Origin of the sequence: Paenirhodobacter sp. CAU 1674 (assembly GCF_029222945.1) — a bacterium.
In the GTDB taxonomy this organism is placed as follows: Bacteria; Pseudomonadota; Alphaproteobacteria; order Rhodobacterales; family Rhodobacteraceae; genus Rhodobacter.
The window spans coordinates 186,170-199,580 of the sequence record NZ_JARHUH010000007.1; the positions used below are offsets into that span (position 1 = coordinate 186,170).

At 66.3% G+C, this 13,411-nt stretch carries 13 protein-coding genes and 2 tRNA genes; 3 read left to right on the forward strand and 12 right to left on the reverse strand.

Annotated features, from left to right (window positions below):
- Nucleotides 1–3: 3 nt before the first annotated feature.
- From P2G62_RS11915 to trpA, 4 genes are all read right to left on the reverse strand, one after another.
- The gene (locus P2G62_RS11915; RefSeq protein WP_275735123.1) at nt 4–1,359 is read right to left on the reverse strand and encodes a glutamine synthetase family protein; all 1,356 of its coding nucleotides are present in this window, start codon (nt 1,357–1,359) and stop codon (nt 4–6) included.
- A 54-nt stretch (nt 1,360–1,413) separates the two neighbouring features.
- Nucleotides 1,414–2,034 (reverse strand): FMN-binding negative transcriptional regulator, encoded by a 621-nt coding sequence (locus P2G62_RS11920; protein ID WP_275735124.1) that lies wholly within the window; start codon nt 2,032–2,034, stop codon nt 1,414–1,416.
- A gap of 2 nt (nt 2,035–2,036) precedes the next feature.
- Nucleotides 2,037–2,717, reverse strand: a complete 681-nt coding sequence (locus P2G62_RS11925) for a type 1 glutamine amidotransferase (protein WP_275735125.1) — start codon at nt 2,715–2,717, stop codon at nt 2,037–2,039.
- 149 nt (nt 2,718–2,866) lie between these two features.
- Nucleotides 2,867–3,658, reverse strand: a complete 792-nt coding sequence (trpA, locus tag P2G62_RS11930; protein ID WP_275735126.1) for a tryptophan synthase subunit alpha — start codon at nt 3,656–3,658, stop codon at nt 2,867–2,869.
- A gap of 157 nt (nt 3,659–3,815) precedes the next feature.
- On the opposite strand from trpA, the gene ychF reads away from it, so the two are divergent.
- Entirely contained in the window at nt 3,816–4,913 is a 1,098-nt protein-coding gene (gene ychF, locus P2G62_RS11935; protein ID WP_275735128.1) for a redox-regulated ATPase YchF, read from the forward strand.
- 33 nt (nt 4,914–4,946) lie between these two features.
- On the opposite strand, the gene P2G62_RS11940 is transcribed toward ychF, so the two are convergent.
- Nucleotides 4,947–5,669, reverse strand: a complete 723-nt coding sequence (locus tag P2G62_RS11940; RefSeq protein ID WP_275735129.1) for a Hint domain-containing protein — start codon at nt 5,667–5,669, stop codon at nt 4,947–4,949.
- A 343-nt stretch (nt 5,670–6,012) separates the two neighbouring features.
- On the opposite strand from P2G62_RS11940, the gene P2G62_RS11945 reads away from it, so the two are divergent.
- Both P2G62_RS11945 and P2G62_RS11950 read left to right on the forward strand, forming a co-directional pair.
- Nucleotides 6,013–6,100: transfer RNA gene (locus P2G62_RS11945), tRNA-Ser, on the forward strand.
- Nucleotides 6,101–6,126: 26 nt separating this feature from the next.
- Nucleotides 6,127–6,200, forward strand: a tRNA-Gly gene (locus tag P2G62_RS11950).
- Between the two features lie 169 nt (nt 6,201–6,369).
- Here P2G62_RS11950 and P2G62_RS11955 read toward each other — a convergent pair.
- The 7 genes from P2G62_RS11955 to P2G62_RS11985 form a co-directional block, all read right to left on the reverse strand.
- Nucleotides 6,370–6,534: a hemin uptake protein HemP gene (locus P2G62_RS11955; protein ID WP_275735130.1), complete on the reverse strand. Its 165-nt coding sequence runs from the start codon at nt 6,532–6,534 to the stop codon at nt 6,370–6,372.
- Nucleotides 6,531–6,695, reverse strand: a complete 165-nt coding sequence (locus tag P2G62_RS11960; protein ID WP_275735131.1) for a hypothetical protein — start codon at nt 6,693–6,695, stop codon at nt 6,531–6,533. Before P2G62_RS11960 ends, P2G62_RS11955 begins: the two co-directional genes overlap by 4 nt.
- Before the next feature lie 267 nt (nt 6,696–6,962).
- Nucleotides 6,963–7,085 (reverse strand): cytochrome bd-I oxidase subunit CydX, encoded by a 123-nt coding sequence (cydX, locus tag P2G62_RS11965; RefSeq protein ID WP_275735132.1) that lies wholly within the window; start codon nt 7,083–7,085, stop codon nt 6,963–6,965.
- 14 nt (nt 7,086–7,099) lie between these two features.
- Complete coding sequence (gene cydB / locus P2G62_RS11970) at nt 7,100–8,263, reverse strand: cytochrome d ubiquinol oxidase subunit II (RefSeq protein WP_275735133.1); 1,164 nt, start codon at nt 8,261–8,263, stop codon at nt 7,100–7,102.
- Nucleotides 8,264–8,269: 6 nt separating this feature from the next.
- Entirely contained in the window at nt 8,270–9,874 is a 1,605-nt protein-coding gene (locus P2G62_RS11975) for a cytochrome ubiquinol oxidase subunit I (RefSeq protein WP_275735134.1), read from the reverse strand.
- Between the two features lie 178 nt (nt 9,875–10,052).
- The gene (locus P2G62_RS11980) at nt 10,053–11,720 is read right to left on the reverse strand and encodes an ATP-binding cassette domain-containing protein (protein ID WP_275735135.1); all 1,668 of its coding nucleotides are present in this window, start codon (nt 11,718–11,720) and stop codon (nt 10,053–10,055) included.
- Nucleotides 11,717–13,402 (reverse strand): ATP-binding cassette domain-containing protein, encoded by a 1,686-nt coding sequence (locus P2G62_RS11985; protein ID WP_275735136.1) that lies wholly within the window; start codon nt 13,400–13,402, stop codon nt 11,717–11,719. The genes P2G62_RS11980 and P2G62_RS11985 overlap by 4 nt, the downstream gene beginning before the upstream one ends.
- Nucleotides 13,403–13,411: the final 9 nt, after the last annotated feature.

The window sequence follows — 13,411 nt, forward strand, 5'->3', positions numbered from 1 at the left end:
CCGTCACACGTTCAGCAGCAGATGTTCACGCTCCCACGGGCTGATGACCTGCAGGAATTCCTTGTATTCGTTGCGCTTCACGGCCTCGTAGACGGTGCAGAACTCGGGGCCCAGCACGTCGCGCACGGGGGCGCATTCGGCAAACAGATCCAGCGCGTCGCCCAGGTTATAGGGTAGGTCCGTGTCGCTCATATAGGCGTCGCCGATGCATTCGGGGCGCGGCATCCGCTTTTCCTTCAGCCCCAGATAGCCGCAGGCCATCGAAGCGGCGAGCCCCAGATAGGGGTTGCAGTCCATCCCCGCCAGACGGTTTTCCAGCCGCCGCGCCGCAGGCCCCGAGATCGGCACGCGCAGCCCGGTGGTGCGGTTGTCGCGGCCCCATTCCAGGTTGATCGGTGCCGCGAAATCCGGGACATAGCGGCGATAGCTGTTCACATAGGGCGCCAGCAGCGCGATCACCGCGGGCAGATAGTTCTGCATCCCGGCGGTGAAATGCAGGAAGGCCTCGCTCTCGCCGCCGTCCGGGTCCGAGAAGATGTTCTGGCCGGTCTTCATGTCGACCACCGACTGGTGGATATGCATGGCCGAGCCCGGCTCGCCCTCGATCGGTTTGGCCATGAAGGTGGCAAAGCAGTCGTGACGCAGCGCGGCCTCGCGGATCAGCCGCTTGAAGTAGAAGATCTGATCGGCCAGATCGACCGGGTCGCCATGAGCGAGGTTGATTTCGACCTGACCGGCGCCGCCTTCCTGCAGAATGCCGTCGATTTCCAGCCCCTGCGCCTCGGCGAAGTCATAGATGTCGTCGATCACCTTGCCGTATTCATCGACCGCCGACATCGAATAGGCCTGCTTGCCCGCCGCGCGCCGCCCCGAACGGCCCATCGGCGGGATGATCGGCTGGTTCGGGTCGAGGTTGCGGGCGACGAGGAAGAATTCCATCTCGGGCGCGACGATCGGCTGCCAGCCTTCGGCCTCATACAGGCTCATGATCCGTTTGAGCACGTTGCGCGGCGCGGTCGGCACCGGATTGCCCTGCTGGTCGTTCACGTCATGGATCACCTGAAGCGTGATGTCGGCGGTCCAGGGCGCGGCGGTGGCGGTGCTGAAATCGGGTGTCAGGATCATGTCGGGCTCGGTGAAGGCGCCCATCGGGTTGTCGGTCCATTCGCCGGTGATGGTCTGAAGGAAGATCGAGTTCGGCAGGAAGAAGCGGTCCTGGAACTGGAACTTCGAGGCGGGCATCGCCTTGCCACGGGCGACGCCCGCGATATCGGCCACGATGCATTCCACCTCGTCCAGGCGGCGGCCCTCGATATAGTTTTGCGCGGCTTGCGGGATCTTGCTGGTCCAGTTGGTCATTTGCGAAGACATTGTTCAAACTTTCCAAAGTGTTGTGTTGGGCAGGTGAAAATGTCAGGCCTGTGGATCAGGCATCAGCCGGGCCAGCGGCTCCCCTTCGGCGATCATGCCGTTGCGCACCCCGGCGCGGTCGGTCTCGTTGCGGTTTTGCGAAAGCTTCAGTTTGCCTTCGATCTGCTGCACCTCGATCTCAAGGCCGACGATGCCGCGCATCTGGGCCGCGATGAAGCGGTCGGGCGCGTCGGATACCGCCCAGGGGCGGTCGCGCGCGGCTTCTTGCTGGGTCGTCAGCGCCTCGATCTGCGGGCGCAGGAAGTCGAGGCTGTCATCCAGCCGCGCGGGGCCGCGCACCTGCACCATCGCATAGTTCCAGGTCGGCACGACGCGGCCATGTTCGGCCTTGCTGGGATAGAGATCCGGGCTGACATAGGCATCACCCGGCTGGAACACCACCAGCACCTGCGGCGCCGCGCCCAGTTCGGCCAGCTGCGGATTGGCCCGCGCCAGATGGGCCCGCAGCAGGGCCTGGTCGCCGTCCTGCACCAGCAGGAACGGCAGCGCATTGGCCATGATCCCGCCCGGCCCGGCGGTAATCAGAAGACCCAGCGGGAATGCCGCGATCAGGTCTTGCAGCCGGGCACGGTCCTGTTCGGCAAAGGCGGGCGGGACATACATGCTCAGCCCCTGGGCTGCAGGAAGAAGGCCGCGATCCGGTCGGCGATAGCCTGCGACTGGTTGGGCTGACCCAGACGCGCGCGGGCGGCCTGCATCAGCGGGTCAGGCACGACGCCCTTGCCGCGCGTATCCATCAGCCCCTCGACGAAGGCATCGCGGAATTCGGGGTGGGCCTGCACGGTGAAGGCACGGTCGCCATAGACCAGCGCCGCATTCTCGCAAAACTCGTTGCAGGCGGCGACATCGGCGCCCTCGGGGCGGGTGACCACCTGATCCTGATGCCAGGCGTTCAGGGTGATCTTCTCGCCGCCGAAATCGTAATCCTGTGCGCCGACGGCCCAGCCGCCGGGGAATTTCTCGACCTTGCCGCCCATCGCCTGCGCGATGATCTGGTGACCGAAACAAATGCCGACCAGCGGCACCTTCTCGGCCATCGCGGTGCGGATGAACGCCTCGAGCCGCGGGATGAACGCGTGGTCCTCGTAGGCGCCGTGACGCGAGCCGGTAATCAGCCAGCCCTCGCACTCATGCACGTCTTCGGGAAACTCCATCTCTTCGACGTGGTAGCGCCGGAAGGTCAGGCCGCGCCCGGCCAGAAGGGTTTCGAACATGTCGGGGTAGTCGCCCGCCTCCGCCCGAAGAATGTCGGGGGATTGGCCGGTTTGCAGGATGCCGATCAGCATTTTCGTCTCTTTGCTTGGATAGGGGAAGCCTAGCGGGCGATGCCCGGGGCGGCAAGGGGGGACGGGCACGCGGCGGCGCTGTCACGGGGGATATGCAAAAGGCCCGCGTTTCCGGCGGGCCTGTGCGCGGAGTTGCGGTGCTGTGGCGTTCAGGCCGAATGCGCACCGGCGGCCAGCGCCGCGACATGCTCCAGCACCTCGGGCACGGGCTTGCCCTCGCCGATCAGCTTGACGATGGCCGAGCCGACGACACAGCCATCGGCCACGCCCGCGATGGTGCGTGCCGCCTCGGGCGTGGTGATGCCGAAGCCCACGATCACCGGCAGGTCGGTTTGCGCCTTGATCCGCGCGACCTCGGGGCCGACTTCGGTCGCCTGTGCGGCCGCAGCCCCCGTGATCCCGGTGACCGAGACATAATAGACAAAGCCCGAGGTGTTCTGCAGCACCTTCGGCAGGCGCTTGTCATCGGTGGTGGGCGTTGCCAGACGGATGAAATTGATCCCGGCGGCCTGCGCGGGGATGCACAGCTCGGCGTCTTCTTCGGGGGGCAGATCGACGACGATCAACCCGTCGATGCCCGCCGCGCTTGCATCCGCCAGAAACCGGTCGACGCCGCGGTTATAGATCGGGTTGTAATAGCCCATCATCACGATCGGCGTGGTGTCGTCGGTCTTGCGGAAATCGCGCACCATCTGCAGCGTCTTTTCCAGCGTCTGCCCGCCATCGAGCGCGCGTTGGCCGGCCAGCTGGATCGTCGGGCCATCGGCCATCGGGTCGGTGAAGGGCATGCCCAGTTCGATGATGTCGACGCCCGCACCCGGCAGGCCCTGCATCACTGCGGCCGAGGTTTCCAGATCCGGGTCGCCCGCCATGATATAGGCGACGAAGGCCTTGCGGCCTTGGGCGGTCAGCGCGGCGAATTTGGCGTCGATGCGGGTCATGGGGCGTTCCTTCGGAAATATCCCCAGCGGTTTGCGGTATGGGCGCCGGAAAATCAAGGCGCAAAGGGGGGCGGACCGGGCGCTTGCCTTGCCATGTGGCGCCTGCACGCGTAAGAGGCGGCCAAAGCGCCGCGTTCGGGATGCAAAGGGGAAGATCATGGGTTTCAAGATGGGGATTGTGGGGCTGCCGAACGTGGGCAAGTCCACGCTGTTCAACGCGCTGACCAAGACCGCCGCCGCGCAGGCCGCCAACTTCCCCTTCTGCACGATCGAACCCAACGTGGGTGAGGTCGCGGTGCCCGATCCGCGTCTGGACAAGCTGGCCGAGATTGCCGGCTCCAAGCAGATCATCCCGACGCGGATGACCTTTGTCGACATCGCCGGTCTGGTGAAAGGCGCCTCGAAGGGCGAAGGGCTGGGCAACCAGTTCCTGGCCAATATCCGCGAGGTGGACGCGATCGCCCATGTGCTGCGCTGCTTTGAGGACGGCGATGTGACCCATGTCGAGGGCCGCGTCGATCCGGTCGCCGATGCCGAAACCATCGAGACCGAGCTGATGATCGCCGACATGGAAAGCATCGAGAAACGTCTGGCGAACCTGGCGCGCAAGCTCAAGGGCGGCGACAAGGAAGCGGCCGAGCAGGAAAAACTGCTGAAAGCGGCGCTGGCCGCGCTGGAATCTGGCAAGCCCGCGCGCACCGTTCAGGTGGCCGAGGACGAACGCAAGCAGTGGAACATGCTGCAGCTGCTGACCGCGAAACCCGTGCTGTTCGTGTGCAACGTCGAAGAGGAAAGCGCGGCCACCGGCAACAGCCAGTCGGCGCGTGTGGCCGAAATGGCCGCGGCGCAGGGCGCGGCCTCGGTGGTGATTTCGGCCAAGATCGAGGAAGAGATCAGCCAGCTTGACGACGAAGAGGCCGAGATGTTCCTGGGCGAGATGGGGCTGGAAGAGGCGGGTCTGGACCGTCTGATCCGCGCCGGTCACACCCTGCTGGGTCTGCAGACCTATTTCACCGTCGGCCCGAAAGAAGCCCGCGCCTGGACGATCCGCAAGGGCACGCTGGCGCCGGCCGCCGCAGGCGTCATCCACGGCGATTTCGAGCGCGGTTTCATCCGCGCCGAAACCATCGCCTATGACGATTACGTCGCCTACAAGGGCGAGGCAGGCGCAAAAGAGGCGGGCAAGTTCCGCGTCGAAGGCAAGACCTACGAGGTCAAGGACGGCGATGTCCTGCACTTCCTGTTCAACGCGTAAGCGCCAGGCCGGATCACGCGTTGTGGTGGGGCCTTACCCTGCCACGCGCAGGTGCTGGTTCATCCGCATGAGGTGCTTTTCCAGATGCGCGGCAATGCCGCCGTCGTGCTGGATTTCACGGCTCAGCAGGTCGCGCGCCATATCGAACGGCAGGCTGGTATAGGACAGAAGCGGCCCGTGGTCCTCTTCTGCGAAGCCTTGCCAGTGATCGAAGATCGAGCCGGTCTCGCACAGCAGCACGGCGCCATTGGCGGCCATCACCAGTTCGGGCTGCGCGAAACGCAGCCGGTGGATCGTGCGGGCGGACGCTGGCGCGACCCGCTCGACCTGCGGCAGCAGGCCCAGCACCCGGGCGGGCACCAGAATGAAGGGATCGCCCAGTTCGACCTCGGCAAAGTCGCTTTCCAGCAGCAGACATTGTTCGGGGGCCAGAAACCGTTCCTGGGCATTGCCAAACAGCCCGGCGGGCACCCGCAGGGGCCAGATCGCCTCGGGCAGATCGCCGCTCAGCCGGGTGAAGTCGAACCGTTCGACCCAGCGCACAGGGCGCAGGCCATGATCGAAGGTCATCACCAGATCGCCCTCGGCCACGCGCCCGACCGGACGCGGCCCCTCGGCGGTCAGAAGCAGCGTTTCGCTGTAGATCCCCTGCGCGAGGTTCAGAAAATCGTCCGTGCGGCGCAGGGCATGCCGGGCAAGCGCCGGGTGCGCATCCAGATCGAGCAGCTGTGCGAACGCATCCGATAACACCGACATGGAAACCACCCCTTCACGTTTTTCTCCAACGCCTAAAATTTTAGGCGTCGATCTGTTAACAGCGGGTTACCGGCCGGGCGGCGCAGGAGAGGTTTTCCACTTGTAGGGAAATAGTGCCGGTCTTGGTCGGTCATGGGGATGGTTGCACACAAGTCGGCAGGCGGGTCACGTCTGTGATTGCCGAGTTTGGTTCGGGGGCGTCCCGGCGCCGCATCGCGCGCGAATCATGTCCAGTTCGCGATAAGTTCCGCAACATCGCGCGAAAACTGCCGTTTTCCAGTGGCTTCGATCTTTCCCAGAAAAGCGCTTGTTTTCCGATACCTTGCCGAATATACCGCTCAGCGGAGTGGTGGCCGAGTGGTCGAAGGCACACCCCTGCTAAGGGTGCAGACGGCAACGTCTCGAGGGTTCGAATCCCTTCCACTCCGCCACTTTTCGGCCCGTCAGGGGCCGGTTCGCGGGCGTTGTGTAATGGTAAGACCTTAGCCTTCCAAGCTAATGACGCGGGTTCGATTCCCGCCGCCCGCTCCAGAAATCCGCATGAAAAACCACCTCCCCGCGATCCTGTCGCGCGGTTTGGGCCGTTTCGATGGCCTGATCGCGGCTGCTTCGTGCGGGGTGCGTCGGGCATGAAAAAATGGGGCCGGTTGCCCGGCCCCAGTCCGACGAAGGGGGCGCGCCAAGGCGCGATCCCGAGGGATTATTTGGTCAAGATCAGTTTGCCTGCACGGGTGATACGCAGGGTGTAGACCTGCCCGTTGAGCAGGATCTGCGCCTGATTTCCGCCACGGGTCAGGGCTTCGGCATGGTGCGCCGGCAGGGCCGTGGCCAGCGTCTGCGCGTCAAAGTTTTGCGTGATGCTCATGTCGTTTTCTCGATCCGATCCAGAATCAGTTCCAGCCCTTCGGCCGAGGGAGGCAGGGCGCTGCACAGGGCGGCAACGATTTCGCGCAGCGAAATCGGCGGCTCGGCACGATGGTGGCGGGCGGCCCGGGGCGTGGGGCCGGTGGTGTGGACGGGCGGCATATCCGGTCTCCTTTCATCCAGAGCTTGTCGGTGTGACTGGCGATGCGCTTAACTTGAGTGAAAAAATCAGGTTTGTAAATACTGATTCTTTTACTTGGTTATTATTGTCGGCCGGAGCGATGGCGCGGCCGGAAAACCAAGGTGCGGAAAAAAGACGGGGCCGCCCCCGGCGGCTGGAAACCAAAGGGACGGCCCCTGCACCCCGGACTCAGGGCGGTCCGGGATTGCGGGGCAGGGGCGATTGTCGCCCCTGCTATGGCGTGTTGCTTACGGCTCGGGGTCGTGATCGCCGGCGATGCGCCGGTCGTTCTGCATCTCGAGCCACATCGCATTGACCACCGCGATCAGCGCCGCCAGGGGCAGGCCGAGAATCCAGGCGAAATACCACATCGTGTCGTCCTTTCTCAGTAAACGCTGTCGGAGTTTTCGGTGACATCGGCCTCGGTGACCTTGCCCCACAGCACTTTGTAGACCCATGCCGTGTAGGCCAGAATCATCGGCACGAAGATCAGCGCGCAGATCAGCATCACGAACAGCGTCAGATGCGACGACGAGCTGTCCCAGACCGTCAGCGAGGCGTCGGGCATCTTCGAGGAGGGCAGGATGAACGGGAACATCGTCAACCCGACCGAAGAGATCACACCGAAGATCCCGAGCTTGGAGTAGAGCAGCGTCGAGACTTCACGCCCCGCGCGCAGCCCCAGCGTGGCCAGGGCGATGCCCGCAAAGCCCAGCACCGGCGCCACGACGATCCAGGGACGCGCGGCATAGGCCGACATCCACGATCCGGTGCGCACCACCTCGGACATCAGCGGGTTGGACGGGCCGTCGGTCACCGCCGTGCCCACGATCGCATAGCCCGGGATGCCCACGGCCAGCCAGACCCCGGCCAGCGCATAGGTCACCAGCGCCACCACGCCCGCGACGGAGCCATAGCGCCGTGCGCGCATCTGCACCGGGCCTTCGGTCTTCAGCGTCAGCCAGGCCGCGCCATGCATCACCAGCATCGCCAGCGACACCACCCCGGCCAGCAGTGCGAAGGGGTTCAGAAGCGTGATGAATTTCCACCAGAACGCCCCGTCATACATCGGCATCAGGTCGTCGGTCAGGTGGAAGGGCACACCTTGCAGCACATTACCCACCGCCACGCCGAAGATCAGCGCAGGCACGGCGCCGCCCACGAACAGCGCCCAGTCCCAGCCATTGCGCCAGGCGGCGCTGTCGCGTTTGGAGCGGTATTTGAAGCCCACCGGCCGCAGGATCAGCGCGGCCAGAACCGCGAACATCGCGAGGTAGAACCCCGAGAAGCTGACCGCATAAAGCGGCGGCCAGGCGGCAAAGATCGCACCGCCGCCCAGAATGAACCAGACCTGGTTACCTTCCCAGACCGGGCCCACGGTGTTGATCGCCACGCGCCGTTCGGCGTCGGTCTTGCCGACGAAGGGCAAAAGCGCCCCCACGCCCAGATCGAACCCGTCAGTCAGCGCAAAGCCGATCAACAGGACCCCCAGCAGCAGCCACCAGATGACGCGCAGGAGTTCGAAGCTCAAAAATTCATGCAGGATCATGGTGCGTTACTCCGCCGGAATGGGGGCCGTGTCGCCCGAGGATTGCAGCCGCAATTCGTGCTTGCGCTGCCATTCCTGGGATTCCGTCACGTCCATATAGGGGCCTTTTTTGATGTATTTGATCATCAGGCCCATCTCGATGATGAAGAGCACCGTGTAGAAGGCCACGAAGCCCGCCAGCGTAATCGCCAGATCGGCCACCGACAGATGACTGACCGACATCGCGGTCGGCAGGACACCATCCACCGTCCAGGGCTGACGCCCGAATTCGGCGGTGAACCAGCCCAGCTCGGCGGCAATCCACGGCGCGGGGATGATCGCCACGCCCAGACGCAGCGCCCAGCGGGGGAATTGCATGCCCTTCCAGTTCGCGACGACGAAGAAATAACCCAACACCACGATGAAGCTGAAGCCCAGGGCCACCATCAGACGGAACGACCAGAACAGCGGCCAGACCGTCGGCACGGTATCGTTCGACGCCTTGACGATCTGCTCTTCGGTCGCCAGCCGCGGATCGTCGACATAGCGTTTGAGCAGGAAGGCAAAGCCCAGATCCTTGGAGTGATCCTCGAAGGTCGCCTTGACCTCGTCCGAGACGTTGCCCTTGGCTTCGCGGATCTGCATCAGCGCGTCATAGGCAACGATGCCCGAACGCACCCGGGTTTCCGCTTGCGCCACCAGATCGTCGATCCCCGGAATTTCGGTGGTCAGCGAACGGGTGCCGATCAGACCCATCACATAGGGCACATGCACCGCATATTTGGTTTCGCGGGCTTCCTGATCGGGCAGGCCCAGCAGGGTGAACTCGGCCGGGGCGGGTTGCGTTTCCCACATGCCCTCGATCGCGGCGAGTTTCATCTTCTGGCTGTGCGTCGCGTTATAGCCCGACTCGTCGCCCAGAATGACGACCGAAAAGGCCGAGGCCAGACCGAAAGCCGCCGCAACCGCGATCGAACGACGGGCCAGCTCGAAATGCTGACCGCGCAGCATGTACCACGCCGAAACGCCCAGCACGAAGACCGACGCCGTGACATAGCCCGCCGAGACGGTATGCACGAATTTCGCCTGTGCCACCTCGTTGAACATCACCTCGAAGAAGCTGGTCATTTCCATGCGCATCGACAGCGGGTTGAATTCAGCCCCCACCGGGTTTTGCATCCAGCCGTTGGCGATCAGGATCCACAGCGCCGAGAAGTTCGAGCCGATCGCGACCAGCCAGGTCACGACCAAGTGCGCCGTGCGGCTGAGTTTTTCCCAGCCGAAGAAGAACAGGCCGACGAAGGTCGCCTCCATGAAGAAGGCCATCAACCCTTCGATTGCCAGCGGCGCACCGAAGATGTCGCCGACGTAATGGCTGTAGTAGCTCCAGTTCATGCCGAACTGGAATTCCATCGTGATGCCGGTGGCCACGCCCAGCACGAAGTTGATGCCGAACAGCGTGCCCCAGAATTTAGTCATCTGCCGCCAGATCGGCCGCCCGGTCATCACATAGACCGTCTCCATGATCGCCACGAGGATCGACAAACCCAGCGTCAGCGGCACGAAGAGGAAATGATACATCGCTGTCATGGCGAACTGCAGCCGCGACAGCTCGACGATATCAAGCTCCATCCGTCTCTTCCTTTCCTTGATCGAATGCGGAGGGGAGGTCCGCGCAAAAGGTGCATTCAGGTAAAATATTTCACGCGGATGCATCTTAGCCCGTTGCTTCCCGCCTTCCCTGATTCAGATCAAAGAGGCACTTGGTCGCAGCCCGGATTTGGGGCGGCTTTGGCCGGGAATCGGGACACTATGTCTCAGTTTGCAGCGTCAGATGGCGATGTGCAAAGGGCAGATCTGCGGCGCGGTGCGATACGATCAGCAATCCCGAGTCGGGCAAGGCGGCCCGAATTCCGGCCAGCGTGCTGGCCGCAGTGGCAGGGTCCAGCCCCTCGGTCGGTTCGTCCAGGATCAGCACCGCGGGGTGGCGCAGCACCGCGCGCGCCAGAGCAAGCCGTTTGGATTGGCCGCCCGACAACCCGCTGCCGCCTTCGCCCAGGGCCATTGTCAGGCCGCCACGGGCGCGGATCGTCGGTTCCAGATCGACGGCGCGCAGCGCGCTCCAGGCCGCCGCCTCGTCCAGTGCCACGTCCTCGGGAAGTGCCAGTGCCAGGTTCTGCGCGACCGTGCCGCCGATCAGGGCAGGGCGCTGCGGCACCAGCGTCAACGCCGCGCGCAGATCGGTCTCGGGCCAGTCGGTCAGGGGCTGGCCGCGCAGAAGGATCTGCCCGGCGCTCGGCGGCAAAAGACCGGCGATGCAGGCCAGTGCGGTGGATTTCCCCGCGCCGGACGGCCCCGACAGCAACACGGTCTCGCCCGGGTTCAACTCCAGATCAAGCGGCCCGAAGACCGCGCGTGCCGCACCCGGGCGACGGAAGCGCAGCCCGGTCACCTGCAGCAGCGCACCGGGCCGGGGCAGGGGCGCGGCGGCCGGGGCGGCCGGTGCGGGGGTGTCGGCCAGTGCCAGCACGCGCGCACTGGCGGCCTGCATCCGGCCCAATTCGCCCAGCCCGCGGCGCAGCAGGCCCAGTGTCTCGCCCAGGGCCAGGGCGGTGAAAAAGCCGATTGCGGCCTGCGCCGGGGTGATCGTGCCCGCCGCCGCCAGCTGCCCGCCAAGGCCCAGAGCTGCCGCGGCCGCAAGGCTGGTGGTCAGGGCGCTGGCACTCGCGCCGGCGCGCTCGATCCGGTCGAGGGTGACGCGAGAGGTGCGGTCTGCCTCGGCCTGATCCATGGTTCTGGCGCGCTCGGCCTGCAGTGCGCCGGCCAGCGTCAGATCGGCGCGCGTGTGCAGCATGTCCAGACTTTGCGCGCGCAATGTCTGCAGCGCGGTTTCGGCCGCCTCGGCGGGAGCATGGGCCACCCGCGCCGTGACCAGCAGCACCGCGCCCCCGCCCAGGGCATAGATCGCCAGAACCGCCCCTGCGACGCCTGGCGCGACCAGCCACCACAGGGCGATGAAGGCCGCAAGATGCGTGGCCAGTGCCGCCAGCGCGGGCAGCACCAGCCGCAGCATCAGGCCGTCCAGCGCATCGACATCCGACGTCAGCCGGTTCAGCGCGCGCGCGCCCCGCAGCCGGGCCTGCGCCTCATTTGGCAGGCGTGCGATGCCGCCCAGCAGGGCGGTGCGCAGACTTGCAAGCGCGCGCAGTGTCGCGTCATGAGTCAGAAGCCGTTCGCCATAGCGCGCGGCCGAGCGGCCCAATGCCAGAAACCGCACCCCGGCTGAAGGGCGGAAGAAATCGAACCCCACGCCGATACCCGCCACCCCCGCGGCGGCGGCGGCCGTGACGAACCAGCCCGACAGGCCCAGAAGTGCCGTGCCCATCATCAGCACCAGTGCCGACAGCGCAAGGCCGCGCCGGAAGGCACGCGGTTCGGCCCGGGTCAGCCGCAGGGCAAGACGCCAAAGCGGATTCATCGTGCGACCTCCGCAGGCAAGGCGATTTCGCGGTCGAGCGCCGCGATCAGCGCCGGGTCATGGGTGGCGATCAGCAGCGCCGCGCCCTGCGCCCGCAGCGCCAGCAAGCCCTCGGTCACCGCCTGCGCGGTCACGGCATCCAGATCGGCGGTGGGTTCGTCGGCCAGCACCAGATGCGGGTGCCGCAGATGGGCGCGCGCCACGGCAAGCCTGCGCGCCTCGCCGCCCGAAACCCCGCCGCCCAGATCGCCGAGCCGGGTTTGTAACCCGTCAGGCAGGGCCGCGACAACACCCTCTGCCCGCGCTGCGGCCAGCGCCGCGCCCAGATCGCCCGGGCGGCCCAGGGCGATCGCCTCGGCCAGCGGTGCGTCGGGAAAGCGCGGGCTTTGCGGCACCCAGGCCAGACCTGCGCGGATCGCCTCGGCGCTGCTGTCATCCAGCACCGTATCGCCCCAGCAGATCTGCCCTCCGACGGGATGGGCCAGACCGGCCAGCGCGGTCAGCAGCGTGGTTTTGCCGACGCCCGAGGGCCCGGTCAGCGCCACCGCCTCGCCGGGGGCTATGTGGCCGTCGGGAAAGGCGCGGGCGGGGGCACCGGGCCCCGGGCTCAGACGCAGGCCGTGCCAGTGTAGCGGTGCTGCGGGCAACGGACGGGCGGGCGCCCCATGACCCAGAATCTGCCCGGCTTCGGCCATCGCGGCCTCGGCCCCGGTCAGTTCGGAGGCCACGGCCAGCGCAGCCGCGCGGTCATGCCAGGCTGCGGCCAGATCGCGCAGCGGCTGAAAGAACTCGGGCGCGATCATCAGCAGGAATACGCCCTGCACCGGCGTCATCTGCCCGCCCCAGGTGCCGAAACCGATTTCGCCCAGCAGCGAAAACCCCACGAACACCGCGACCAGCGCGACACCAAGCGCCGAAAACAGCTCAAGCACCGTCGACGACAGGAACGCGATGCGCAGCACCGCCATCGTCCGACTGCGCAGATCGTCCGAGGCGCGCGCCAGATCGTCCTGCGCCCGCGCGCCCGCGCCCAGCAGCCGCAGGTCGGTGATTGCGGCGATCCGGTCGATCGCCAGCCGGTTGAGCGCGCCGATCTCGGCCATCTGATCGCGCGAGGCGGCCTCGGCGGCCATGCCGACCAGCGCCATGAACAGAGGGATGAGCGGCCCGGCGATCAGCAGGATCAGCGCGGCCGCCCAGCTTTGCGTGGCCGCCAGCGCCAGCAGGACCAGCGGCACCCAGCGTGTGCGCGCCATCGCGGGGGCATAGCGGCTGGCCCAGGGGCCCAGCGTTGCGGCCTTCTCGGCGACCAGTGCGGCAAGCTCCGCCGGGGAAAGGGCCGCGCCGCCCGCGCGTTGCAGGCAGGCCGCGGCCAGAAGCCGGTCGCGGGTCTGGGCGACCAGATCGCGGGCCGCCCGCTGTGCTGCCGCCTGCGCCAGGGTGTCGAGTGCGGCGCGCAGGCCGGCCAGCGCCAGAAACCCGAACGCCGCCCAGAGCGGGGGCAGTGACAGCCCGGTCGGAGCCACCAGCCCGCCCAGTGCCGCGGCCACCAGCGCGGCCTGCAGCGGCCAGATCAAGGCGGCCAGCACCGACAGCGCCGAAGCGCGCCGCAGCGCGGGGGCCACGGGCGCGGCCAGTTGGGCCAGACGGGCGGTCGGGGTTTCGGTCCGGGGACGGGTCATCGGGCTCTG

Excerpts from the sequence above, each read along its gene's own strand:
- cydX (WP_275735132.1), bottom strand. The coding sequence starts at position 7,085 with ATGTGGTATTTCGCCTGGATTCTCGGCCTGCCCCTGGCGGCGCTGATC.
- P2G62_RS11975 (WP_275735134.1), bottom strand. The coding sequence starts at position 9,874 with ATGGAGCTTGATATCGTCGAGCTGTCGCGGCTGCAGTTCGCCATGACA.
- P2G62_RS11915 (WP_275735123.1), bottom strand. The coding sequence starts at position 1,359 with ATGACCAACTGGACCAGCAAGATCCCGCAAGCCGCGCAAAACTATATC.
- cydB (WP_275735133.1), bottom strand. The coding sequence starts at position 8,263 with ATGATCCTGCATGAATTTTTGAGCTTCGAACTCCTGCGCGTCATCTGG.
- P2G62_RS11925 (WP_275735125.1), bottom strand. The coding sequence starts at position 2,717 with ATGCTGATCGGCATCCTGCAAACCGGCCAATCCCCCGACATTCTTCGG.
- P2G62_RS11985 (WP_275735136.1), bottom strand. The coding sequence starts at position 13,402 with ATGACCCGTCCCCGGACCGAAACCCCGACCGCCCGTCTGGCCCAACTG.
- trpA (WP_275735126.1), bottom strand. The coding sequence starts at position 3,658 with ATGACCCGCATCGACGCCAAATTCGCCGCGCTGACCGCCCAAGGCCGC.
- P2G62_RS11980 (WP_275735135.1), bottom strand. The coding sequence starts at position 11,720 with ATGAATCCGCTTTGGCGTCTTGCCCTGCGGCTGACCCGGGCCGAACCG.
- P2G62_RS11940 (WP_275735129.1), bottom strand. The coding sequence starts at position 5,669 with ATGTCGGTGTTATCGGATGCGTTCGCACAGCTGCTCGATCTGGATGCG.
- P2G62_RS11920 (WP_275735124.1), bottom strand. The coding sequence starts at position 2,034 with ATGTATGTCCCGCCCGCCTTTGCCGAACAGGACCGTGCCCGGCTGCAA.
- P2G62_RS11955 (WP_275735130.1), bottom strand. The coding sequence starts at position 6,534 with ATGAGCATCACGCAAAACTTTGACGCGCAGACGCTGGCCACGGCCCTG.
- P2G62_RS11960 (WP_275735131.1), bottom strand. The coding sequence starts at position 6,695 with ATGCCGCCCGTCCACACCACCGGCCCCACGCCCCGGGCCGCCCGCCAC.
- ychF (WP_275735128.1), top strand. The coding sequence starts at position 3,816 with ATGGGTTTCAAGATGGGGATTGTGGGGCTGCCGAACGTGGGCAAGTCC.